This is a genomic window from Pseudomonas rhizophila (genome assembly GCF_003033885.1).
GTDB lineage: Bacteria > Pseudomonadota > Gammaproteobacteria > Pseudomonadales > Pseudomonadaceae > Aquipseudomonas > Aquipseudomonas rhizophila.
In genome coordinates this window covers 2983435-3006645 of sequence record NZ_CP024081.1, presented here as the reverse complement: position 1 = coordinate 3006645, position 23211 = coordinate 2983435, and the positions used below count along the sequence as shown (strand labels likewise).

At 61.9% G+C, this 23211-nt stretch carries 16 protein-coding genes; 11 read left to right on the top strand and 5 right to left on the bottom strand.

Going from position 1 to position 23211, the window contains the following annotated elements:
* The first annotated feature begins 219 nt into the window (after positions 1 to 219).
* From xdhA to guaD, 4 genes are all read left to right on the top strand, one after another.
* Complete coding sequence (xdhA, locus tag CRX69_RS14090; protein ID WP_047227163.1) at positions 220 to 1674, top strand: xanthine dehydrogenase small subunit; 1455 nt, start codon at positions 220 to 222, stop codon at positions 1672 to 1674.
* Entirely contained in the window at positions 1667 to 4060 is a 2394-nt protein-coding gene (gene xdhB, locus CRX69_RS14085) for a xanthine dehydrogenase molybdopterin binding subunit (RefSeq protein ID WP_047227162.1), read from the top strand. Before xdhA ends, xdhB begins: the two co-directional genes overlap by 8 nt.
* Positions 4061 to 4188: 128 nt before the next feature.
* Positions 4189 to 5031 (top strand): xanthine dehydrogenase accessory protein XdhC, encoded by an 843-nt coding sequence (xdhC, locus tag CRX69_RS14080; RefSeq protein ID WP_047227161.1) that lies wholly within the window; start codon positions 4189 to 4191, stop codon positions 5029 to 5031.
* A gap of 19 nt (positions 5032 to 5050) precedes the next feature.
* A complete protein-coding gene (gene guaD / locus CRX69_RS14075; RefSeq protein WP_047227160.1) occupies positions 5051 to 6355 on the top strand; it encodes a guanine deaminase in 1305 nt (434 codons plus the stop codon).
* 131 nt (positions 6356 to 6486) lie between these two features.
* Here guaD and CRX69_RS14070 read toward each other — a convergent pair whose 3' ends face one another.
* Positions 6487 to 7251, bottom strand: a complete 765-nt coding sequence (locus CRX69_RS14070; protein WP_003183531.1) for a GntR family transcriptional regulator — start codon at positions 7249 to 7251, stop codon at positions 6487 to 6489.
* A 240-nt stretch (positions 7252 to 7491) separates the two neighbouring features.
* Between CRX69_RS14070 and CRX69_RS14065 the strand changes: the two genes are divergently transcribed.
* On the top strand, positions 7492 to 8682 hold the full coding sequence (locus CRX69_RS14065; RefSeq protein ID WP_107322193.1) for a benzoate/H(+) symporter BenE family transporter: 1191 nt from the start codon (positions 7492 to 7494) through the stop codon (positions 8680 to 8682).
* A 158-nt stretch (positions 8683 to 8840) separates the two neighbouring features.
* Here the strand turns inward: CRX69_RS14065 and CRX69_RS14060 are convergent, their stop codons facing one another.
* Complete coding sequence (locus CRX69_RS14060) at positions 8841 to 9185, bottom strand: YggL family protein (RefSeq protein WP_047227158.1); 345 nt, start codon at positions 9183 to 9185, stop codon at positions 8841 to 8843.
* A gap of 231 nt (positions 9186 to 9416) precedes the next feature.
* Between CRX69_RS14060 and dacB the strand changes: the two genes are divergently transcribed.
* Positions 9417 to 10883, top strand: a complete 1467-nt coding sequence (gene dacB, locus CRX69_RS14055) for a D-alanyl-D-alanine carboxypeptidase/D-alanyl-D-alanine endopeptidase (protein ID WP_076385650.1) — start codon at positions 9417 to 9419, stop codon at positions 10881 to 10883.
* A gap of 125 nt (positions 10884 to 11008) precedes the next feature.
* On the opposite strand, the gene CRX69_RS14050 is transcribed toward dacB, so the two are convergent.
* Together CRX69_RS14050 and rlmKL are read right to left on the bottom strand one after the other, a co-directional pair.
* Positions 11009 to 13393, bottom strand: coding sequence for a sensor domain-containing diguanylate cyclase (locus CRX69_RS14050; RefSeq protein WP_107322192.1), 2385 nt, complete (start codon positions 13391 to 13393; stop codon positions 11009 to 11011).
* A 143-nt stretch (positions 13394 to 13536) separates the two neighbouring features.
* On the bottom strand, positions 13537 to 15807 hold the full coding sequence (gene rlmKL / locus CRX69_RS14045; RefSeq protein WP_076385654.1) for a bifunctional 23S rRNA (guanine(2069)-N(7))-methyltransferase RlmK/23S rRNA (guanine(2445)-N(2))-methyltransferase RlmL: 2271 nt from the start codon (positions 15805 to 15807) through the stop codon (positions 13537 to 13539).
* Positions 15808 to 16338: 531 nt separating this feature from the next.
* On the opposite strand from rlmKL, the gene rmf reads away from it, so the two are divergent.
* Entirely contained in the window at positions 16339 to 16554 is a 216-nt protein-coding gene (gene rmf / locus CRX69_RS14040; protein WP_003223300.1) for a ribosome modulation factor, read from the top strand.
* A gap of 307 nt (positions 16555 to 16861) precedes the next feature.
* On the opposite strand, the gene CRX69_RS14035 is transcribed toward rmf, so the two are convergent.
* A complete protein-coding gene (locus CRX69_RS14035) occupies positions 16862 to 17881 on the bottom strand; it encodes a quinone-dependent dihydroorotate dehydrogenase (RefSeq protein WP_047227154.1) in 1020 nt (339 codons plus the stop codon).
* A 238-nt stretch (positions 17882 to 18119) separates the two neighbouring features.
* Between CRX69_RS14035 and CRX69_RS14030 the strand changes: the two genes are divergently transcribed.
* From CRX69_RS14030 to CRX69_RS14015, 4 genes are all read left to right on the top strand, one after another.
* Positions 18120 to 19331 (top strand): CmpA/NrtA family ABC transporter substrate-binding protein, encoded by a 1212-nt coding sequence (locus tag CRX69_RS14030; RefSeq protein WP_076385656.1) that lies wholly within the window; start codon positions 18120 to 18122, stop codon positions 19329 to 19331.
* Between the two features lie 14 nt (positions 19332 to 19345).
* A complete protein-coding gene (locus CRX69_RS14025; protein ID WP_047227152.1) occupies positions 19346 to 19921 on the top strand; it encodes an ANTAR domain-containing response regulator in 576 nt (191 codons plus the stop codon).
* 387 nt (positions 19922 to 20308) lie between these two features.
* On the top strand, positions 20309 to 21520 hold the full coding sequence (locus CRX69_RS14020; protein WP_047227151.1) for a nitrate/nitrite transporter: 1212 nt from the start codon (positions 20309 to 20311) through the stop codon (positions 21518 to 21520).
* A 9-nt stretch (positions 21521 to 21529) separates the two neighbouring features.
* Positions 21530 to 23200 (top strand): bifunctional protein-serine/threonine kinase/phosphatase, encoded by a 1671-nt coding sequence (locus tag CRX69_RS14015; RefSeq protein ID WP_047227150.1) that lies wholly within the window; start codon positions 21530 to 21532, stop codon positions 23198 to 23200.
* Positions 23201 to 23211: the final 11 nt, after the last annotated feature.

Genomic DNA, 23211 nt, shown 5'->3' with positions numbered 1-23211 from the left:
GCTCGCGATAGCGGTCTGTCAGCATGCATCCATACTGAATGTACCGCCGTCATCGCGAGCAAGCTCGGCTCCCACAGGGTTCTACAGTGTCTATAGACCGTTGTTCATCGACCAAGCGGAGTTTCTTGACCTTTAAGTCAGAAAATCGTTGACCGCAAAGTCAGACCTGCTAAATTCAGCCCAAGTCGATACAACAATAATGAGTCTGCGAGGCCTTCCGTGATCCAGTTTTTACTCAACCAGGAACTCCGTAGCGAGCACGCCCTGGACCCGAACCTGACCGTGCTCAACTATTTGCGCGAACACCTCGGCAAATCCGGCACCAAAGAAGGCTGCGCCAGCGGCGACTGTGGTGCGTGCACCGTGGTGGTGGGCGAGTTGCAGACCGACGAGGACGGCCGTGAACGCATTCGTTATCGCAGCCTCAATTCGTGCCTGACCTTCGTCTCGTCCCTGCACGGCAAGCAGTTGATCAGCGTCGAAGACCTCAAGCACCAGGGCCAGTTGCACAGCGTCCAACAGGCGATGGTCGATTGCCACGGTTCGCAATGCGGCTTCTGCACACCGGGCTTCGTGATGTCCCTGTTCGCCCTGCAAAAGAACAGCGAACAGCCCGACGCCCATAAGGCCCACGAAGCCTTGGCCGGCAATCTGTGCCGCTGCACCGGCTACCGGCCGATTCTGGCGGCCGCCGAGCAGGTCTGCTGCGCCAGGCAAGCGGACCAGTTCGACGCCCGCGAAGCCGAGACCATCGCTCGCCTCAAGGCCATCGCACCGACTGACACGGGTGAGCTCAACAGCGGCGACAAACGCTGCCTGGTGCCCTTGACCGTGGCCGACCTGGCCGACCTTTACGACGCTTATCCCCAGGCGCGCCTGCTGGCCGGCGGCACGGACCTGGCCCTGGAAGTCACCCAGTTCCATCGCACCCTGCCGGTGATGATCTACGTGGGCAACGTCGCTGAGCTCAAGCGTATCGAGCGTTTCGCCGATCGCCTGGAGATTGGCGCCGCCACCGCACTCTCCGACTGCTACGAAGCCTTGCAGGCTGAATACCCGGACTTCGGCGAACTGCTGCAGCGCTTCGCTTCGTTGCAGATCCGCAACCAGGGCACCTTGGGCGGCAACATCGGCAACGCCTCGCCGATTGGCGACTCGCCGCCCTTGCTGATCGCCCTCGGCGCGCAGATCGTCTTGTGCAAGGGCCAGACCCGCCGCACCCTGGCGCTGGAAGACTATTTCATCGATTACCGGGTCACCGCCCGCCAGGAAAGCGAATTCATCGAGAAGATCATCGTGCCCCGGGCCAACGCCGAGCAAGCGTTCCGCGCCTATAAGGTCTCCAAGCGCCTGGACGATGACATTTCCGCCGTATGCGCGGCGTTCAACCTGCGTATCGAGCATGGCGTGGTCCAGGACGCCCGGGTGGCCTTCGGTGGCATGGCCGCGACGCCCAAGCGCGCCAAGCATTGTGAAGCCGCGTTGATCGGTGCCGCGTGGAACGACAACACCGTCGAACGTGCCTGCGCCGCACTGGCCGAGGACTTCACACCGCTGTCGGACTTCCGCGCCAGCAAGGAATACCGCCTGCTCAGCGCCCGCAACCTGCTGCGCAAATACTTCATCGAACTGCAAACGCCGCACATCGAGACTCGGGTGACCGCTTATGTCTAACCATCACGCCGTAGAGAAGACTCAAGCCGAGCTGGCCGAACTGTTCGCCCGCGACCTGACCACCGGCGTGGGCCGCAGCGTCAAGCATGACAGCGCCGCCAAGCATGTATCCGGCGAAGCCCAGTACATCGACGATCGCCTGGAATTTCCGAACCAGTTGCACGTTTACGCCCGCCTGTCGGACCGCGCCCACGCCCGGATCTTGCGCATCGACACCGCGCCTTGCTACGCCTTTGAAGGCGTGCGCATCGCCATCACCCATGCAGACGTGCCCGGCCTCAAGGACATCGGCCCGCTGCTGCCCGGTGACCCGTTATTGGCCATCGATGACGTGCAGTTCGTCGGCCAACCGGTGCTGGCCGTTGCCGCCAGGGACCTGGAAACCGCGCGCAAGGCAGCGATGGCGGCCATCATCGAATACGAAGATCTGGAACCGGTGCTGGACGTGGTCGAGGCCCTGCGCAAGCGGCATTTCGTGCTGGATAGCCACACCCACCAGCGCGGAGATTCGGCGGCGGCACTGGCCAGCGCCGAGCACCGTATCCAGGGCTCGCTGCACATTGGCGGCCAGGAACACTTTTACCTGGAAACCCAGATTTCCTCGGTGATGCCCACCGAAGACGGCGGCATGATCGTCTACTGCTCCACACAGAACCCCACCGAAGTGCAGAAACTGGTGGCCGAAGTGCTGGACGTTTCGATGAACAAAGTCGTGGTGGACATGCGCCGCATGGGCGGCGGCTTTGGTGGCAAGGAAACCCAGGCCGCCAGCCCGGCGTGCCTGTGCGCGGTCATCGCCCACCTCACCGGCCAGCCGACCAAGATGCGCCTGCCCCGGGTCGAAGACATGCTGATGACCGGCAAGCGCCACCCTTTCTACATCGAATACGACGTCGGCTTCGACAGCACCGGGCGCCTGCACGGTATTGCCCTGGAGCTGGCCGGCAACTGCGGTTGCTCGCCGGACCTGTCGGCCTCGATTGTCGACCGGGCGATGTTCCATGCCGACAACGCCTACTACCTGGGCGATGCAACCATCAACGGCCATCGTTGCAAGACCAATACCGCGTCGAACACCGCTTACCGTGGCTTCGGCGGGCCGCAAGGCATGGTCGCCATCGAAGAGGTGATGGACGCCATCGCCCGGCATCTGGGGCTGGATCCGCTGGCGGTGCGCAAGGCCAACTACTACGGCAAGACCGAGCGTAACGTCACCCACTACTACCAGACCGTCGAGCACAACATGCTCGAGGAGATGACCGCCGAACTCGAGCAAAGCAGCCAGTATGCCGAGCGCCGCGAAGCGATCCGCCGCTACAACGCCAATAGCCCGATTCTGAAAAAAGGCCTGGCGCTGACCCCGGTGAAATTTGGTATTTCCTTCACCGCCAGCTTCCTCAACCAGGCCGGGGCGCTGATTCATGTCTATACCGACGGCAGCATCCACCTGAACCATGGCGGCACGGAAATGGGCCAGGGCTTGAACACCAAAGTCGCGCAAGTGGTGGCCGAAGTGTTCCAGGTGGAAATGGACCGGGTACAGATCACCGCGACCAACACCGACAAGGTGCCGAACACCTCGCCCACCGCTGCCTCCAGCGGTGCCGACCTCAATGGCAAGGCTGCGCAGAATGCCGCCGAAACCATCAAGCAGCGCCTGGTGGAGTTCGCCGCGCGGCAGTACAAGGTCAGCGAAGAAGACGTGGCGTTCCACAACGGCCATGTGCGGGTGCGCGATCACATCCTGACGTTCGAGGCGCTGGTGCAGCAGGCGTATTTCGCCCAGGTTTCGCTGTCGAGCACCGGTTTCTACAAGACCCCGAAAATCTACTACGACCGCAGCCAGGCCCGAGGGCGGCCGTTCTACTACTACGCCTATGGCGCGGCGTGCGCCGAGGTGATCGTCGACACCCTGACCGGCGAATACAAGATGCTGCGCACCGACATCCTCCACGACGTCGGCGCCTCGCTAAACCCGGCCATCGACATCGGCCAGGTCGAGGGCGGTTACATCCAGGGCATGGGCTGGCTGACCATGGAAGAGCTGGTATGGAACGACAAAGGCAAGCTACAGACCTGCGGCCCGGCCAGCTACAAGATTCCGGCGGTGGCCGACATGCCGTTGGATCTGCGGGTCAAGCTGGTGGAAAACCGCAAGAACCCGGAAGACACGGTGTTCCATTCCAAAGCCGTGGGCGAACCGCCGTTCATGCTCGGCATCGCCGCGTGGTGCGCCATCAAGGATGCCGTGGCGAGCCTGGGGGATTACCAGCACCAACCGAAAATCGATGCACCGGCGACACCGGAGCGGGTGTTGTGGGGATGTGAGCAGATGCGTGGGTTGCGGGTGGCGAAGGTTAAGGAAGCCGAGCCCGAAGCCATTTGATGATCGTTCCCACGCTCTGCGTGGGAATGCAGCCCCCGACGCTCTGCGTCGAAGTTTGAAGAGCGGACGCGGAGCGTCCAAAGATGCATTCCCACGCAGAGCGTGGGAACGATCAGTTGAGGTGAAATATGTACAACTGGATCAGCGCCCTCGCCGACCTGCAAGATCGCGGTGAACCCTGCATGCTGGTGACGATCATCGAAGAACTCGGCTCGACCCCGCGCAATGCCGGTTCGAAAATGGTGATCAGCGCCAGCCAGACGTTCGACACCATCGGTGGCGGCCACCTGGAATACAAGGCCATGGAGATCGCCCGGCAGATGATCGCCAGCGGCCAGCAAAGCACCCATCTGGAGCGCTTCAGCCTCGGTGCCAGCCTGGGCCAGTGCTGCGGCGGCGTGACCGTGTTGCTGTTCGAACCCATGGGCCAGGTCCAGGCGCAGATCGCCGTATTCGGCGCCGGCCACGTCGGCCGCGCCCTGGTGCCGCTGCTGGCGAGCCTGCCCTGCAAGGTGCGCTGGATCGACTCCCGGGAAGCGGAGTTTCCTGAACACCTGCCCCACGGCGTGCGCAAGATCGTCAGTGAAGAGCCGCTGGATGAAATCGACGAGCTGCCCGCTGGCAGCTACTGCATCGTCATGACCCACAACCATCAACTCGATCTGGAACTGAGCGCCGCGATCCTCAAGCGCAACGACTTCGCCTACTTCGGCCTGATCGGTTCGAAAACCAAACGGGTCAAGTTCGAACATCGCCTGCGCGATCGCGGCTTCGACAGCAGCACCTTGCAGCGCATGCGCTGCCCGATGGGCATTGGCGACGTCAAAGGCAAGTTGCCTGTGGAAATCGCCATCTCCATCGCCGGTGAAATCATCGCCACCTATAACGCGGATTTCGGCCAGCACACCACGCGCGCCGAACCGATTGCCAAGCTGTTGCCGGCCTCGCGCCGCAGCCAGGCGAACCGTTGAACAATCGTTGAGAATTCCCATGCCCCTGACACGTAAAGCCTACCGCGCCGCCCTGCTCCACAGCCTTGCCGACCCCGCCGAAGTCGGCATTGAAGCGTCCTATGAATATTTTGAAGACGGCCTGCTGGTGGTGGAAAACGGCCAGATCAGCGCCATCGGCCACGCCAGCGAGTTGCTGCCGACCCTGGAGGCCGACATCGAGATCACTCATTACCAGGACGCGCTGATCACGCCCGGCTTCATCGACACCCACATCCACCTGCCACAGACCGGCATGGTCGGGGCTTACGGCGAGCAATTGCTGGACTGGCTCAACACCTACACCTTCCCGTGCGAAAGTCAGTTCGCCGACAAGGCCCATGCCGACGCTGTCGCCGATATTTTCGTCAAGGAACTGCTGCGCAACGGCACCACCACCGCGCTGGTGTTCGGCAGTGTGCACCCGCAATCGGTGAACGCGTTTTTCGAGGTGGCCGAGAAACTCGACCTGCGGATGATCGCCGGCAAAGTGATGATGGATCGCAACGCCCCGGACTACCTGACCGACACCGCCGAATCCAGCTACACCCAAAGCAAAGCGCTGATCGAGCGCTGGCATGGCAAGGGCCGCCTGCATTACGCCGTGACCCCGCGTTTTGCGCCGACCAGCACGCCGGAACAACTGGCCCTGGCGGGTCAGTTGCTGGGGGAATATCCCGACCTGTACATGCAGACTCACATCAGTGAGAACCTGCAGGAAGTGCAATGGGTCAAGGAACTGTTCCCCGAGCGCAAAGGTTATCTGGACGTCTACGACCACTACCAACTGCTCGGCGAACGCTCGGTGTTCGCCCACGGCGTGCACCTGTGTGACGACGAATGCGCGCGCCTGGCCGAGACCGGTTCGGCCATCGCGTTCTGCCCGACCTCGAACTTTTTCCTCGGCAGCGGCCTGTTCAACCTGCCAATGGCCGAGAAGCACAAAGTGAACGTGGGGTTGGGTACGGATGTGGGGGGCGGCACCAGTTTTTCGCTGCTGCAAACCCTGAACGAAGCCTACAAGGTGATGCAGTTGCAGGGCGCCCGCCTGAGCCCGTTCAAGTCGCTGTACCTGGCCACGCTTGGCGGCGCCCGGGCCTTGCGCCTGGAAGACCGGATCGGGACCTTGCAGCCGGGCAGCGATGCGGACTTTCTGGTGTTGGACTACAACGCCACGCCGCTGTTGAGCTATCGCCTCAAGCAGGCCCGGGACATTGCCGAGAAGTTGTTTGTGTTGATGACGTTGGGGGATGATCGGACGGTGGCGCAGACTTTTGCGGCGGGCCGGTTGGTGCATGAGCGCTAGATTTCTAGCGCCTATCAGACCGCCAATCGCGAGCAGGCTCGCTCCCACAGTGGATTTGTCTCAGTCACATAACCCTTGGGGGAGCGAGCCTGCTCGCGATGAAGGCAACTCGGTACGCCTGATTCAACCCATCAAAGCTTGGCCGTCGACCGCCCTGGCTTCTTGCTCTGCAACAAATGCGAAAACACCGCATGCAAATCATCCGACGCGCTTTCTTCGTCGAGGTTGAGCTTGCTGTCGATGTGGTCCATGTGGTGCATCATCAGGTCCACCGCCAGGGTGGCGTCGCGGGCCTCGATGGCGTCGATCAATTGAGTGTGTTCGTCGTAGGAACAGTGGGAGCGGTTGCCGCTTTCATACTGGGCGATGATCAGCGAGGTCTGCGACACCAGGCTGCGCTGGAAGCTGATCAGCGGGGCATTCTTCGCCGCCTCGGCCAGCTTGAGGTGGAACTCGCCTGACAGGCGGATGCCGGCGCCACGGTCACCACGGGAAAAACTGTCGCGCTCGTCGCTGACCATCTGCCGCAGCTCGGCAAGCTGCTCGGCGGTGGCGTGCTGCACGGCCAGTTCGGTGATGGCCCGCTCCACCAGACGCCGGGCCATGAATACCTGGCGGGCCTCTTCAACACTCGGGCTGGCCACCACGGCGCCGCGATTGGGCCGCAACAGCACCACACCTTCATGGGCCAAGCGCGACAACGCGCGGCGAATGATGGTGCGACTGACCCCGAAAATCTCCCCCAACGCCTCTTCGCTCAACTTTGTACCGGGCGCCAGACGCTGTTCGAGGATGGCCTCGAAAATATGCGCATAGACAATATCGTCCTGGGTTCCGCTGCGGCCGGCTTTGCCTGCTCGCGGTTGTTTCTTGAGGGGCTGCAACTGTTCGTTCATGGGCACTCGAGTCGGAGAACTGCGGCGAATTGACCGTGACTGTAATACGCCTCAGCGGGTCGCTGACAAGTATCACGTAAATAATACGTCGATTGTACACAACCTCTGATGGCAACACGACTGTACGGCTGTTTACGGACGTGGCTGTATTGCAATTGGCAACGGAGTTGAGTTTAGGCTTAAACCCCGAATCTGTGGCCCCCGCCCTCCTGCAATTTACAACAAGGACCACCGCCCACCATGACCGAAGTCACGACCACGCCACTTCGTCCGTTGGCCGATACATCGCCATCGGCGATCGTCGCCGGTTTCATCGCCATGATGACCGGCTACACCAGTTCGCTGGTGTTGATGTTCCAGGCCGGACAGGCGGCGGGGCTGACCAGCGGGCAGATTTCTTCGTGGATCTGGGCGATTTCCATCGGCATGGCCGTGTGCTCCATTGGCCTGTCATTGCGGTATCGCACACCGATCACCATCGCCTGGTCGACACCCGGCGCGGCGCTGCTGATCACCAGCCTGGGCGGGGTCAGTTATGGCGAGGCCATCGGCGCCTACATCACCTGCGCGGTGCTGGTGACGATCTGTGGCCTGACCGGCAGCTTCGAGCGCCTGGTCAAGCGCATTCCGGCCTCGCTGGCGGCGGCATTGCTGGCGGGGATCCTGTTCAAGATCGGCAGCGAGATTTTCGTCGCCGCCCAGCATCGAACCGGTCTGGTGCTGGGGATGTTTTTCACCTACCTGATCGTCAAGCGCCTGTCGCCGCGCTACGCGGTGCTGGCGGCGTTACTGATCGGTACAGCTTTGTCAGGCTTGATGGGGCTGCTGGACTTCAGCGGCTTTGCCCTGGAAGTCGCCACACCGGTATGGACCACGCCGCATTTCTCCCTGGCGGCCACCATCAGCATCGGCATTCCATTGTTCGTGGTGGCGATGACTTCGCAAAACATGCCTGGCATCGCGGTGCTGCGGGCCGACGGTTACAACGTACCGGCCTCGCCGCTGATCACCAGCACCGGCATCGCCTCGCTGCTGCTAGCACCGTTCGGCTCCCACGGCATTAACCTGGCGGCCATCAGTGCGGCCATCTGCACTGGGCCCCACGCCCATGAGGATCGTAACAAACGCTATACGGCAGCAGTCTGGTGCGGGGTTTTCTATGGGCTTGCCGGGGTGTTCGGCGCGACACTGGCGGCGTTGTTCGCGGCGCTGCCCAAGGAGTTGGTACTGTCCATCGCGGCGCTGGCGCTGTTCGGCTCAATCATCAATGGCTTGAGCATCGCCATGAGCGAAGCCCGGGAACGGGAGGCAGCACTGATCACCTTCATGGTCACGGCATCGGGGTTGACGCTGTTTTCCATCGGTTCGGCGTTCTGGGGGATTGTCGCGGGGGTGTTGACCTTAGTGATCCTGAACTGGCGTAACGATTGATCGTGCCCACGCTCTGCGTGGGCATGCCACCCGTGACGCTCCGCGTCACTGGACGCGGAGCGTCCCTAGAGGCATTCCCACGCGGAGCGTGGGAACGATAACCCCAACCGACAGGCACAAAAAAACCGGCACCCAAACGGGCTGCCGGTTTCAGACCATCAAGCGACCGGATTGATCGGCTTTTCCGGGTACCAGACGTCCATCAGCGGGCTGACTTCAACGCTGGTCAGCTCAGGACGCGCCTTGAGCCAGGCTTCAACGGCCGCACGCTGCTCTTCGGACACCGAGCCACGCTTCTGCAGGCAAACCAGACCGTAGTCGTCGCCGCCAACATAGCCCAGGCCATTGGCTTCCATGGCTTCTTTCAGGAAAGCGTCGAGGAAAGCGTCAACGGCCTCATCGGCCAGATCTTCTTTGAAATCCAGGTTCAGTTCGAAACCCAGCTCTTGAAATTCATCCACGCACAGTTTTTTGCGCAGACGCTGGGAACGGTTAGTCGCCATTGGAACAATCCTCATAAGTAATAACGGCCGGCACTCTACCAGTTTGGTGCACTGTTTGCCCGCCTGATCGGGTGTGTGGGCCTACCGTCGGTAAAAAATAGCGCCCCGAAGGGCTCAGGCACGGCACAAGCCGTTGCACCTTGGGGCATAATGCCGACACTTTCATGACGTTGAGGGCGTTCATTTTCATGTCCTCGTTTTTTCCCCCTCGCCCGTAGGGTTTTATTTCAAATGATCAGATCTTTGCGTCCACTGCTTTTGGCCAGCCTTCTTCTTCCCCTGGCCCTGCCCGCATCCACCAGCGCCGCCACTATCAACACGGCCCTGACGCCCAATGTGCAAAAGGCCCTCAAGAACAGCAAGCTGCAAAACAACGCCTTGTCCCTGGTGATGATCCCGCTCAACGGCCCTGGCACCCCGACCCTGTACAACGCCGACGTCTCGGTGAACCCGGCCTCCACCATGAAGCTGGTGACCACCTATGCCGCCCTGGAGATGCTGGGGCCCAATCACCAGTGGAAAACCGAGTTCTATACCGACGGCACCCTCAGCGGCGGGATTCTCAACGGCAACCTGTACCTCAAGGGTGGCGGCGACCCCAAGCTGAACATGGAAAAACTCTGGCTGCTGATGCGCGACCTGCGGGCCAATGGCGTGCAACAGGTGACCGGGGACCTGGTGCTGGACCGTGGTTTCTTCATCAAACCGCAGTTGCCTGAATTCAACGACGACGGCAACGACAAGAACAAACCGTTCCTGGTCAAGCCCGACTCCTTGCTGGTCAACCTCAAGGCCCTGCGTTTTGTCGCCCGCAATGACGCCGGCCGGGTGCTGGTGTCGGTGGAGCCGCCGATTGCCAGCATTCGCATCGAAAACCAGGTCAAGGCACTCAACTCCAAGCAATGCACCGGTGGCGTGCGCTACAACCCGGTGCCCCAGGCAGACGGCAGCGTGACCGTGACCGTCGGCGGCCAGCTCGGTGACGGTTGCAGCTCCCAGACTTACCTGGCGCTGCTGGACCACCCCACCTACACCGCCGGAGCGGTGCGGGCGATCTGGAAGGAACTGGGCGGCAGCATTCAGGGCAAGGACCGCCTGGCGGCGACCCCGAGCAGCGCCAAGGTGCTGGCCCGGGCGTTCTCGCCGGACCTGGCGGAGATCATTCGCGACATCAACAAATACAGTAACAACACCATGGCCCAGCAATTATTCCTGAGCCTGGGCGCAGAGTTCCGCAACGAAGCCGACGGTGACGACGCCAAAGCGGCACAGCGGGTGGTACGCCAGTGGCTGGCCAGGAAAGGCATCACCGCGCCGCACCTGGTCATGGAAAACGGCTCCGGCCTGTCCCGCGCCGAAAGGGTGAGTGCCCGGGAAATGGCGGCAATGCTGCAAGCCGCGTGGCGCAGCCCGTACTCCGCCGAATTCATCAGTTCGATGCCCATCGCCGGCACCGACGGCACCATGCGCAAACGTCTCAAGACCACCGCCATGGCCGGCGAAGCGCACGTCAAGACCGGCACCCTGAACACCGTTCGCGCCATCGCGGGCTACAGCCGTGACATCAACGGCAACACCTGGGCCGTCGTGGCGATTCTCAACGATCCGCGGCCATGGGGCGCTTCGTCGGTGCTGGACCAGGTGCTGCTGGACCTGTACCGCCAGCCGAAACTGCCGCAGACGGCTTCGGTGCTCTAAACCCGTACCAAATTGAATGTGGGAGCGAGCCTGCTCGCGATGCGTCAGCCAGTGAACAGCGATGTTGAATGGCACACCGTTATCGCGAGCAGGCTCGCTCCCACATCGATCACCGGCGCGAACGCCTACCCCAACTGCACCTCAACCCGATCCCGTCCGGCCTGCTTGGCCGCGTACACCCCCGAGTCGGCCCGCAGCAGCAGCGCATCCGCCCCCTCCCCCACGCGCCAGGTGGCGATACCGAAGCTGGCCGTGATGACACCCACGTCCTCGATCGGCGCGCTGCGCAGCCCTTCCCACAACCCTGTGGCCAAGGCCTGGGCACTTTCGCCGTCGGTGTCCGGGCATAACACTACGAACTCTTCACCGCCCAGCCGACAGAACACGTCGGTACGTCGCAGCCGCTGGGTGATGCGCTGGCAAACCGCCTGCAACACCCGATCGCCCACTGCATGACCATGCTGATCGTTGATGCGCTTGAAGTGATCGATGTCGAGCATGATGACCGCCAACTCGCCGGTGCCCCGCTCCACCCGCGCCATCTCCGTGGTCAGGCGCTCCTGGAAATAGCGCCGGTTGCGAATACCTGTCAGGGCGTCGGTCACTGACAAGGCTCGCAGTTCTTCTTCCACCCGCTTGAGATCGGAAATGTCGGAAATATAACCGTGCCACAACACCCCGCCGCCTGGCAGCTCCTCAGGCGTGGCCTCGCCGCGCACCCAACGCAACCCCCGCTGCGGCAGCTGCAGGCGATACTCCTCGCGCCATGGGCTCAGGGTGTCGGCCGAAGTGCGGATCGATCTGCGCACGCGCGCACTGTCCAGCGGATGGATGCGCGAGAAAATCGATTCGGCGTTGCGCACCAGTGTCTCGGGCTCCAGTTCATAGATATCGCGAATGCCATCACTGGCATAAATCACGCTGAAACGCCCATTGAAATCCATCTTGAACTGGTAGATGCCCCCAGGCACGTGGGCACTGAGTTTTTTCAGCAACAGGTCCCGGGCGGCCAAGGCCTCATGAACGCGCTTGCGTTCGGTGATGTCGATGCAGATCGCCAGATGCCCGACCCACAGCCCCTGATCATCGAGCATCGGTGTCGCCAGCATGTTCACGGTCAGATGGCTGCCATCGCGGCGCACCAGAGTCCATTCCCGGGCCTGCTGGCCACCCTGTTCGCCGCCCTCGACCAACATTGCGTGGCACGTGGGAATCGGTTTGCCATAACGCGCAGCAAGTTGTACGGCCCGGGCCTGGAGCTCGCGCGGCAAGTGAAGGCTTTCGAGGGTCATGCAGTGCAGAACCTCGCCGCTGTCGTAGCCAAGCATCTGCTCGGCGCCCGCATTGAACGTGGTGATCACCCCGCGAAGATCCGTGGCGATGATCGCAACCTGGGTCGCGGCATTCAGCACACCACGCAACTGACCATGAGTGCCCCGCAGTTCCTGCTCACGCTCGCGCAGCTCTCGGGTCCGCAGCTCGACCAACTGCAGGGCCCGCTGTCGCTGGCTGACCAGCACATACAGCAGCGCACTGAGGAGCAGGCTGAGCAAGCCCCCCAATACCACCAGGCTGGCCACCGAGGAAGGGTTGGTGGACAGGAACATGTGACTGGGCCGCAACTCTATCCGATAGTCACGATCGGCCAGGCGCAACAGGCGGGTCGCCGACAAGTCACTTTCGCCCGGTGGATCGAGTGACTCGAACAGCACTTCCTCCCGATCGTCCGTGGACAGGTCCATGACCCGCATCGAAAGGTTGTCCTGACCGGGCGCCGGCAGGCCATCACCCACCAGTTGGCGCATGCTGACGGCAGCCACGACGTAACCGAAAGGTTCCTTGGACCACGCCTTGGAGACCGGCGCGACCAGCAACACCCCGCGGGTGGCGGTGGCGGCCTCTCCCGCCAGGTCCAAAGGTTGCGATACCACTATGGTCTCCCGATGGCGAGCGCGCTCAAGGGTGGCACGGCGCAAGGGCTGGGCGAGCAGGTCCAAGCCCCGTGGAGCCTTGAAGGAAGGTTGATTCTGGAGGTACAACACCGGCACGTATTCGTCCCGTTCGGCGGCCAGACGCAAGCCACCGGAGTCGTCGGGCTCACGGATGGAAAACGTATCGCCCCCCTCGGTGCGGGCTTGTTGTTCGAACGATGATCGTTCGTCGCGCAGCACCCGAGGCGCCCAGGCGAACGCCTGGGTGCGCCGCAGCAACGCTTCGGCATAGCCATGGAATTCCCTCTCGGAAACCCCGGCCGAGTTGGCAAAGAAACGCCTCAGGCTGTCGAGACGTTGCTCCTGGTCCTGAAAACGTTCCTCGATGCGGCTAAAGCGTTCATCGGCTTGCAGTTCAAAGCGCTGGCGCAATTGCTGGTCAAACAGATTGGCCATCGCCCAGGTCAGCAAACCGGTCAGGAACGCACCGGCCAGCAGCACCAGCGAAGCCACCAGCCAGGCCGACACATCTTCGCTGATAAAACCCAGGATTCTGGGGCGTACCTGATGCAATGCCATAAATACAACTCAGAAAGGGGCAGGCAGTAGGTACTGCCCTGTCCACAGGCTTAAGTTATAGCTATTAGCCATCACTTTGACCAGCACAAAAACGCCTGAAAGCCTTGAGTTTCAAGGCTTCCATGGATCCAATCGGCTATAGGTCAGCGGGCCATGATTTTCCAGGCACGGTGAATCTTGCCATTGCGGGCAAAATCCGGATCGATGGTCTTGGCGGTGATTTCCTCCACCGCGTAACGCTCCGCCAGATTGTCCTCGAGCTGGAACTTGCGGAAGTTGTTGGAGAAGTACAGCACACCACCCGGCGCCAGGCGGGCCATGGCCAGGTCCAGCAGTTGGACGTGGTCGCGCTGCACGTCAAACACCCCTTCCATGCGCTTGGAATTTGAGAATGTCGGCGGATCGATGAAGATCAGGTCGTATTCGTCACGACTGGCTTCAAGCCAAGCCATCACGTCGCCCTGCTCCAGGCGATTCTTGTCCGAAAAACCATTGAGCGACAGATTGCGCCGCGCCCAGTCCAGGTAGGTTTTCGACAGGTCGACACTGGTGGTGCTGCGCGCACCGCCCTTGGCAGCGTGGACACTGGCGGTCGCGGTATAGCAGAACAGATTGAGGAAGCGCTTGCCGGCCGCCTCTTTCTGGATCCGCAGGCGCATCGGCCGGTGGTCGAGAAACAGCCCGGTGTCCAGGTAGTCGGTGAGGTTGACCAGCAGCTTCACGCCGCCTTCGTTGACCTCGGTGAACTTGCCCTGGGTGCTCTGGCGCTCGTACTGCTTGGTGCCGCTCTGCCGCTCGCGACGCTTGATCACCACGCGGCTCTTGTCGACGTTCAGTGCCTGGGGAATCGCCGCCAGGGCGTCGAACAGCCGGGCCGAGGCCTTTTCCGGGTCGATGGATTTTGGCGCGACGTATTCCTGGACGTGAACCCAATCGTGGTACAGGTCGATGGCCATGGAGTATTCCGGCATGTCGGCATCGTAGACCCGGTAGCAGTCCACGCCTTCACGCTTGGCCCATTTACTCAGCAGCTTGAGGTTTTTTTGCAGGCGATTGGCGAACATCTGCCCGCCTTCGCTCAAACGGGCCTGCTCGACCACAGGAGCCGGAGCCGGTGCCGGCTTGATCGGGTTACCGTTCTTGTTGTACTGGCGCTCTTGCGGTACTTCCGGCGCCTGATCGTACTCAGCCTGCTCACGCTCGGCCTGGCGCTGTTCCGGGGTACGACGCTCGCCGGTGACGAACTGATCGGGCAGGACCTTGATCAGCAGCAATTTGCACGGCAAGGCGCCGTTCCAGAACGAATACTGCTTGTGACTGCGAATGCCCATGCGCTTGCCCAGGTCCGGCGCGCCGGTGAACACTGCGGCCTCCCAGTTCAGGCAGGCCTGGCGCAGGCGCTCGCCGAGGTTCTGATAGAGATAGAGCAAGCTGGCTTCGTCGCCCAGACGCTCGCCGTACGGCGGGTTGCAGATCACCAGGCCTTTCTGGTTCTGGTCCGGGCGGGGTTCGAACGTGGCGACTTCCCCCTGATAAATCTTGATCCACTCGCTCAGGCCCGCCCGCTCAACGTTGTTGCGGCCCGGCTGGATCAGCCGTGGGTCGGCTTCGTAGCCGCGAATCCACAATGGTGGCTTGGCCAGGCCGGCAGCGGCACGCTCGGTGGCTTCTTCGTGGAGCTTCTTCCACAACGCCGGCACATGGCCGAGCCAGGCGGTAAAACCCCACTGCTGGCGACGCAGGTTCGGCGCCATGTCGGCGGCGATCATGCCGGCTTCCACCAGGAAGGTACCGACGCCGCACATCGGGTCAGCCAACGCCCCGCCTTCAGCGGCAATACGCGGCCAGCCGGCACGGATCAGGATGGCCGCGGCGAGGTTTTCTTTCAGGGGCGCGGCGCCTTGCTGCAGGCGATAGCCGCGCTGGTGCAGGCTGTGGCCAGAAAGGTCCAGGGAAAGGATCGCTTCGCCGCGGTCCAGGCGCAGGTGGATGCGCAGGTCCGGGTTGAGCTTGTCGATGGATGGCCGCTCGCCTGTCGGGGTACGCAGCTTGTCGACAATGGCGTCCTTGACCTTCAAGGCGCCGAAGTGGGTGTTGTCGATACCCGAGCCGTGGCCGCTGAACTCCACCGCCAGGGTGCCATCGGCGAGCATGTGGTCTTGCCAATCCACATCCAGCACGCCGTGATACAAGTCTTCGGCATCCTTCATCGGGAAGCGCTTGAGCACCAGCAATACGCGGTTGGCCAGGCGCGACCACAGGCACAGGCGATAAGCCGTTTCCATGTCGGCCATGCCGCGCACGGCCGAGGTGTGCTCACGCGCCTCTTCAAGGCCAAGCCCGACGGCTTCCTCGATCAGCAGGCCTTCAAGACCTTTGGGGCAAGTGAGGAAGAGTTCGAAACGATCGGACATGGGATTTCCAGAGCCTTTGGCTAAGTGGACCGGGCAACGCATTGCCGGGCCGGGTTCAATCAGGTGCTTTTCTCAAGAACACCCGTGTGGCACGAAAGTGTGCCGTGCCACCCTCGCCGCTCAGGTTAAAAGAGCTTAGAGGCGAGGGCAGATAAAAAATTCTGTGCAACAAATTGTGAAAACTCGACCCTTTCGTCGAATAGTACCCGAGTGCAACGGGGGGACATTCTCATTCGCCTGAGGGCTGCACCCTTCGATGCAGGGCCGATCATACAGGGGTCTTGCCTGAAAGCGGGTGACGAACATCATGTTACTTATCGCCCTAACATCTTTATTGTTACGTGCTTATGACAAAACGATCATTCCATCCATGTGACGCTTTGGTTAGAACTCAACACAGGTTGACGTCGCAACGGCGTCAACACCTCGGCTCGTCACGCCGGCAACGAGCCACCAACGGCAGAATGATTCTGCCCCGGCCTCAATAGAGGTCGACGCTAAGCAACAGTCAACAAGTGAGGGCAACACCCTATGAGAAGACTTAAGCGTGATCCGTTGGAAAGAGCATTTTTACGCGGTTACCAATATGGCGTTGGTGGTAAATCCCGTGAGCTTTGCCCCTTTACTCTACCGTCGGTACGTCAAGCCTGGATCAATGGCTGGCGAGAAGGACGCGGCGACAATTGGGACGGTATGACCGGCACTGCGGGTATCCATAGACTCAACGAACTTCACGCCGTCGGCTGACACAGGGCTTAACACTCAAGAACTCGACAATTTGATACTCACATCGATTTAACCACGCACGTCCCATCCGGACGGCGGGCTTCGGCCCAGGGGGCTCCTTCGAGGAGCCCTTTTTAATGCCTGGGTTTCATGAACACTGCAAAAAGCTGGGCTGTGAATACAGTTGTGGCGAGGGGATTTATCCCCGCTGGGCTGCGCAGCAGCCCCTCAGAGTGTCAGGTTTAACGAGTGAGCTGTTTGGGGCCGCTTCGCGCCCCAGCGGGGATAAATCCCCTCGCCACAGTTGAATCGCGTTGCACCTTGAGAATCAACGCAATGCAGCAATCGCATCCACCGATTCCCGAATCAACGCCGGCCCCTTATAGATAAAGCCCGAATAAATCTGCACCAGGCTCGCGCCTGCGCTGATTTTTTCGGCAGCATGCTTGCCCTCGGTGATGCCACCCGCCGCGATGATCGGCAAGCGCCCCGCCAGTTCGGCGGCCAGCACTTTCACGGTATGGGTGCTCTTGTCCCGCACCGGCGCACCGGACAGCCCGCCCGCCTCGTCGGCGTGTTCCACCCCTTCGACGCCTTCGCGACCCAGCGTCGTGTTGGTGGCAATCACCGCGTCCATTCCGGTGTCGATCAGGGCCTGGGCCACCTGTGCGGTCTCTTCGTCGGTCATGTCCGGGGCGATCTTGATGGCCAGTGGCACATGCTTGCCATGGATCACCGCCAATTCGGCGCGACGTCGAGCCAGGTCAGCCAGCAGTTGCTTGAGCGAATCACCAAATTGCAGGCTGCGCAGCCCCGGAGTGTTCGGGGAACTGACGTTGACGGTCACATAACTGGCGTGGGCGTAGACCTTGTCCAGGCAGATCAGATAATCGTCGACCGCGCGCTCCACCGGTGTATCGAAGTTCTTGCCGATGTTGATGCCCAGCACGCCCTTGTACTTGGCGGCAGCCACACGCCCCAGCAAATGGTCGACGCCCAGGTTGTTAAAGCCCATGCGGTTGATGATCGCCTCGGCTTGCGGCAGGCGGAAAATCCGTGGCTTGGGGTTGCCCGGCTGGGCACGCGGGGTGACGGTGCCGATTTCGACGAAACCGAACCCCAACTGGGCAAAACCGTCGATGGCCGCGCCATTCTTGTCCAGGCCCGCCGCCAGCCCGACCGGGTTGGGGAACTCAAGCCCCATCACATTCACCGGCAATTTAGCCGGCGCCTTGCACAGCAGACCATTGAGGCCCAAACGTCCACCCGCGCCGATCAGGTCCAGGGACAGATCGTGAGAGGTTTCCGGGGAAAGTTTGAACAGCAGTTCACGGGCCAGGGTGTACATGGGCGGCTTGGACTCGGGCGACGAAATGAGGCGGCGATTATAGCCGGGCTACGACGATGCACGCGAGGCGCCTGCACAAAACAGCGGCGATGGCATATGCCTTGCACCACTTGCGTTCATCGGCACCCATGCCAACGACGGAATGAGTGCCACACTGTATTTGAAGGACAACGGCGTCGTCATCCGGCCTTGCAAGCGTCCGGATACGGCGCCTTTTTTTGTGGAAAGGTGATGCGCGATGAATGAAATTCCAGCCAACCCCCTGGCCTGGGTCAACGGCAGCGATGCCCCGGAAAAGAGCGCGATCAATCTTGGCTTCATGGCCTTGAGCGACTGCGCGCCGCTGGTGGTGGCCGCCACCCAGGGCTTTGCCCAGCCTTACGGGCTGACTTTGAACCTCAAGCGCCAAGCGTCCTGGGCCAACCTGCGGGACAAGCTGGTCAGCGGTGAAATCGATGCCGCCCACAGCCTTTATGGCCTGATCTACGCGGTGCACCTGGGCATCGGCGGGGTCGCGCCGACCGACATGGCGGTGTTGATGGGGCTGAACCAGAACGGCCAGAGCATCAACCTTTCCCATGGCTTGCAGGCCCAAGGCGTGACCAGTCCTGAGGCACTGGAACAGCATGTGCACCAAACTCGCCCGAAACTGACTTTCGCCCAGACCTTCCCCACTGGCACCCACGCCATGTGGCTCTATTACTGGCTCGCCGCTCAAGGCATCCATCCGCTGTCGGATGTCGACAGTGTGGTGGTACCGCCGCCGCAAATGATCGCCCACCTGCAGGCCGGACGGATCGACGGGTTCTGCGTGGGCGAGCCGTGGTGCGCCAGTGCGGTCAAACAGAACCTGGGCTTCACCCTGGCGACGACTCAAACCATCTGGCCCGATCACCCGGAAAAAGTCCTCGGCTGCACCCGTGCATTCGTCGAGCAATACCCCAATACCGCCCGCGCACTGGTGATGGCGATCCTGCAAGCCAGTCGCTTCATTGAGCAAAGCACCGAGAACCGCCGCAGCACCGCACAACTATTGAGTGCCCCCGAATACCTGGACGCACCGCTGGATTGCATCGAGCCGCGCCTGTTGGGGATTTACGCCGACGGGCTGGGCAACAGCTGGCAGGACCCTCACGCGATGCGTTTCCACGGCAACGGCGAAGTGAACCTGCCCTACCTGTCCGATGGCATGTGGTTCATGACCCAGTTCCGCCGCTGGGGCCTGTTGCGTGAAGACCCGGATTATCTGGCCGTGGCACAGCAAGTCCAGCAGCTCACGCTCTACCGTCAAGCCTGCGCGGCACTGGACATCGCCGCCCCCCGCCAGGACATGCGCAGCAGCCAATTGATCGACGGCACCATCTGGGACGGCTCGGATCCGGCCGCTTATGCCAAAAGCTTCAAACTGCACGCTTTGAGCGATGCGGCTCCCCTCTTCGCCAGCCGCTGACAGGAGCCACGACCATGCTGCGTATCCTGCTGATCAACGACACCGCGAAAAAAGTCGGCCGTCTCAAAGCGGCCCTGATTGAGGCCGGGTTCGAAGTCATCGATGAATCCGGATTGACCATCGACCTGCCGGCACGCGTCGAAACAGTGCGTCCGGACGTGATCCTGATCGATACCGAGTCACCCGGGCGCGATGTCATGGAGCAAGTGGTGCTGGTCAGCCGCGACCAGCCACGACCGATCGTCATGTTTACCGACTCCCACGACCCGGATGTAATGCGCCAGGCGATCAAGTCGGGCGTGAGCGCCTACATCGTCGAAGGCATCCACGCCGCGCGCCTGCAACCGATCCTCGACGTGGCCATGGCCCGCTTCGAAAGCGACCAGGCCCTGCGCGCCCAGCTCCTGGCCCGGGACCAGCAACTGGCCGAACGCAAACGCATCGAACTGGCCAAGGGCATGCTGATGAAGATGAAAGAATGCAACGAAGAACAGGCCTACACCCTGATGCGCCGCCAGGCCATGAGTCGCCAGCAGAAGCTGATCCAGGTGGCCGAGCAGATCATTGCGATGAATGAGTTGCTCGGCTGAAAGCCTTGCAGCGCCTGGCCCGGCGCTATCGCGAGCAGGCTCGCTCCCACAGATCCTGTGGCCACTGGAACTCCAATGTGGGAGCAGGCCCGCTCCCACAGGTTTCATGGCCACTGAAGATCCACTGTGGGAGCGAGCCTGCTCGCGATAGGTCTCACACTGCTCCCCTGTTGGCACAGTTCTCGCTTTAGCAAAGCCACAGGTAACCAACGGCGGTTGCCCCACCTACGACAAAGACGTCGCACACCCTCCTCGCCCCCTGGCGATTCGGGTTGCGGCGTTTTTTTGTTTTGATCCCACAGTCCGGGGTCGGTGGTGCAGCCACAGGCGGCGCACTGCTTCAAGGCACTGACTCATTTCTCGAGACTTTTACAGCTGAGGTGCGCGATGAATTCAAGCTTCTGGAAATCCGGCCACACCCCGACACTGTTCGCGGCCTTCCTCTATTTCGACCTGAGTTTCATGGTCTGGTACCTGCTCGGTCCACTGGCGGTGCAGATCTCTGCCGACCTGCACCTGACCACCCAGCAACGCGGCCTGATGGTGGCTACGCCGATCCTGGCCGGTGCCGTACTGCGCTTGTTCATGGGCCTGCTGGCCGACCGGATTTCACCGAAAACCGCCGGTATGGTCGGTCAGGTGATTGTGATCGGTGCACTGTTCTGTGCCTGGAAACTGGGCATCCACAGCTACGAACAAGCCTTGCTGCTGGGGCTGTTCCTCGGCGTGGCCGGTGCGTCATTCGCCGTGGCCCTGCCGCTGGCCTCCCAGTGGTATCCGCCACAGCACCAGGGCAAGGCCATGGGCATTGCCGGCGCTGGTAACTCGGGCACCGTACTGGCTGCGCTGATCGCACCGGTAATGGCAGTGGCATTCGGCTGGAGCAACGTGTTCGGTTTCGCGCTGATCCCGCTGATCGTGACCCTGATCCTCTTCGCCTGGCTGGCCAAGAACGCTCCCGAGCGGCCAAAAGCCAAATCCATGGGCGACTACCTCAAGGCCTTGGGCGACCGGGACAGCTGGTGGTTCATGTTCTTCTATAGCGTCACCTTCGGCGGCTTCATCGGCCTGGCCAGCGCACTGCCCGGCTACTTCAACGACCAGTACGGCCTGAGCCCGGTGACCGCCGGTTACTACACCGCCGCTTGCGTCTTCGGGGGCAGCCTGATGCGTCCACTGGGCGGCGCCCTGGCGGATCGTTTCGGTGGCATTCGCACCCTGTTGGGCATGTACACCGTGGCCGCTGTCTGCATCGCGGCAGTGGGCTTCAATCTGCCAAGCTCCTACGCGGCCCTGGCCCTGTTCGTCTGCACCATGCTCGGTTTGGGTGCGGGCAACGGCGCGGTATTCCAACTGGTGCCACAACGCTTCCGTCGCGAGATCGGCGTGATGACCGGATTGATCGGCATGGCCGGCGGCATCGGCGGTTTCGCCCTGGCGGCAGGCATGGGCGCGATCAAGCAAAGCACCGGCAGCTATCAACTGGCACTGTGGTTGTTCGCCAGCCTCGGCGTCCTGGCTTGGTTCGGCCTGTACGGCGTCAAGCGTCGCTGGAGGACCACCTGGGGTTCGGCCGCTGTCACCGCGGCTCGGGTATAAATAGCCTCCATGAGCCTGCAACTGAGTTTTGCCGAAGCCAGTGCCATTGGCCCTCGGGAAGAAAACCAGGACGCCCTGCGCCTGGTGACCCCGGCGCCGGCCCTGGCCGCGAGCAAGGGGTACCTGTTCGCCATCGCCGACGGTGTGAGCCAATGCGCCGATGGCGGGCTGGCCGCCCGTTCGACCTTGCAGGCCCTGGCCCTGGACTACTATTCCACGCCGCAAACCTGGGGTGTGGCCCAAGCGCTGGACCGGCTGTTATTGGCACAGAATCGCTGGCTGCAAGCCAACGGTGGCGGGCAACCGCTGCTCACCACCGTCAGCGCGCTGGTCCTGCGGGGCCGGCGCTTCACCCTGGCCCACGTGGGCGATTGCCGGGTCTACCGCTGGCACGACAATCATCTGCAGCGGGTCAGTGAGGATCACGTCTGGGAACAACAGGGCATGCAGCACGTGCTCAAGCGTGCCCTGGGGCTGGATCAGCACCTGATCCTGGACTTCCTCGATGGCGAACTGCGCGCCGACGAGACCTTCGTACTGCTCAGCGATGGCGTCTGGGCGGTTCTGGGGGACACGGCCATCGCCGGTATCCTTCGCGACCAGCCGGACCTGGACATTGCCGCGCAAACCCTGGTCAACGCTGCGCACCTGGCCGGCAGCCAGGACAACGCCAGCGCACTGCTGGTGCGGGTCGATGCGGTGGGTGAAGCGAGCATAGGCGATGCGCTGGCCCAGTTACAGCAATGGCCCCTTCCCCCGGCATTGAAACCGGGGCAAGTGTTCGAGGGCTGGCAGATCGAAAGCCTGCTCGGCCAGAGCCAGCAATCGTTGCTCTACCGGGTACACGATGGCCAGGGCCAACCGTGGTTGCTGAAAACCTTGCCGGGGCATCTACGGGACGATACTCAGGCCGGGCAGTCGTTGCTGTCGGAAGAGTGGTTCCTCAGGCGGGTCGCCGGGAGGCAGTTTCCGGAAGTCCACGGCGTTGCCCAGCGTCAGCATTTGTACTACGTCATGCGGGAATATTCGGGCAAGACCCTGGCCGAGCTGTTCAACCAGGGCGGCCCGTTGCCTCTGCCCCAGTGGCAGGATCTGGCGCAGCGGCTGGTGCACGCGGTGGGCCTGTTGCATCGAAGACAGATCTTTCACCGCGATATCAAGCCGGAGAACCTGCACCTGGGCGAGGATGGGGAACTGCGCTTGCTGGATTTCGGCCTGGCGTACTGCCCGGGATTGTCCGAAGACCAGGCCAACGTGCTGCCCGGCACGCCCAGCTATATCGCCCCGGAAGCCTTCGGGGGTGCGCCGCCGACGGCGCAACAAGACTTGTATGCGGTCGGCGTGACTTTGTATTTCCTGCTCACCGGACACTATCCCTACGGCGAAATCGAGGCGTTCCAGCGACCGCGCTTTGGCATACCGGTCAGTGCCCATCGCTATCGACCGGACCTGGCCGAATGGCTTGGGCAAAGCCTGGAGCGTGCCGTGGCGGCGGATCCTGGGCAACGGTTTGAAACCGCCGAGGAATGGCTGTTGCTGCTGGAACAGGGTGAACGGCGCAGCTTGGGCGTCAGGCCTCGGCCGCTACTGGAAAGGGAGCCGCTGAAGGTTTGGCGCACATTGGCGCTGGTGTCTTTGGTGGTGAATCTGGTGCTGCTGTATTTAGCGTTTCATGGCTGAAACCCAGTCGC

Bases quoted from the DNA above. Each gene is read 5' to 3' on its own strand.
- xdhB (WP_047227162.1), top strand. From the start codon at position 1,667: ATGTCTAACCATCACGCCGTAGAGAAGACTCAAGCCGAGCTGGCCGAA.
- xdhC (WP_047227161.1), top strand. From the start codon at position 4,189: ATGTACAACTGGATCAGCGCCCTCGCCGACCTGCAAGATCGCGGTGAA.
- guaD (WP_047227160.1), top strand. From the start codon at position 5,051: ATGCCCCTGACACGTAAAGCCTACCGCGCCGCCCTGCTCCACAGCCTT.
- CRX69_RS14070 (WP_003183531.1), bottom strand. From the start codon at position 7,251: ATGAACGAACAGTTGCAGCCCCTCAAGAAACAACCGCGAGCAGGCAAA.
- CRX69_RS14065 (WP_107322193.1), top strand. From the start codon at position 7,492: ATGACCGAAGTCACGACCACGCCACTTCGTCCGTTGGCCGATACATCG.
- CRX69_RS14060 (WP_047227158.1), bottom strand. From the start codon at position 9,185: ATGGCGACTAACCGTTCCCAGCGTCTGCGCAAAAAACTGTGCGTGGAT.
- dacB (WP_076385650.1), top strand. From the start codon at position 9,417: ATGATCAGATCTTTGCGTCCACTGCTTTTGGCCAGCCTTCTTCTTCCC.
- CRX69_RS14050 (WP_107322192.1), bottom strand. From the start codon at position 13,393: ATGGCATTGCATCAGGTACGCCCCAGAATCCTGGGTTTTATCAGCGAA.
- rlmKL (WP_076385654.1), bottom strand. From the start codon at position 15,807: ATGTCCGATCGTTTCGAACTCTTCCTCACTTGCCCCAAAGGTCTTGAA.
- rmf (WP_003223300.1), top strand. From the start codon at position 16,339: ATGAGAAGACTTAAGCGTGATCCGTTGGAAAGAGCATTTTTACGCGGT.
- CRX69_RS14035 (WP_047227154.1), bottom strand. From the start codon at position 17,881: ATGTACACCCTGGCCCGTGAACTGCTGTTCAAACTTTCCCCGGAAACC.
- CRX69_RS14030 (WP_076385656.1), top strand. From the start codon at position 18,120: ATGAATGAAATTCCAGCCAACCCCCTGGCCTGGGTCAACGGCAGCGAT.
- CRX69_RS14025 (WP_047227152.1), top strand. From the start codon at position 19,346: ATGCTGCGTATCCTGCTGATCAACGACACCGCGAAAAAAGTCGGCCGT.
- CRX69_RS14020 (WP_047227151.1), top strand. From the start codon at position 20,309: ATGAATTCAAGCTTCTGGAAATCCGGCCACACCCCGACACTGTTCGCG.
- CRX69_RS14015 (WP_047227150.1), top strand. From the start codon at position 21,530: ATGAGCCTGCAACTGAGTTTTGCCGAAGCCAGTGCCATTGGCCCTCGG.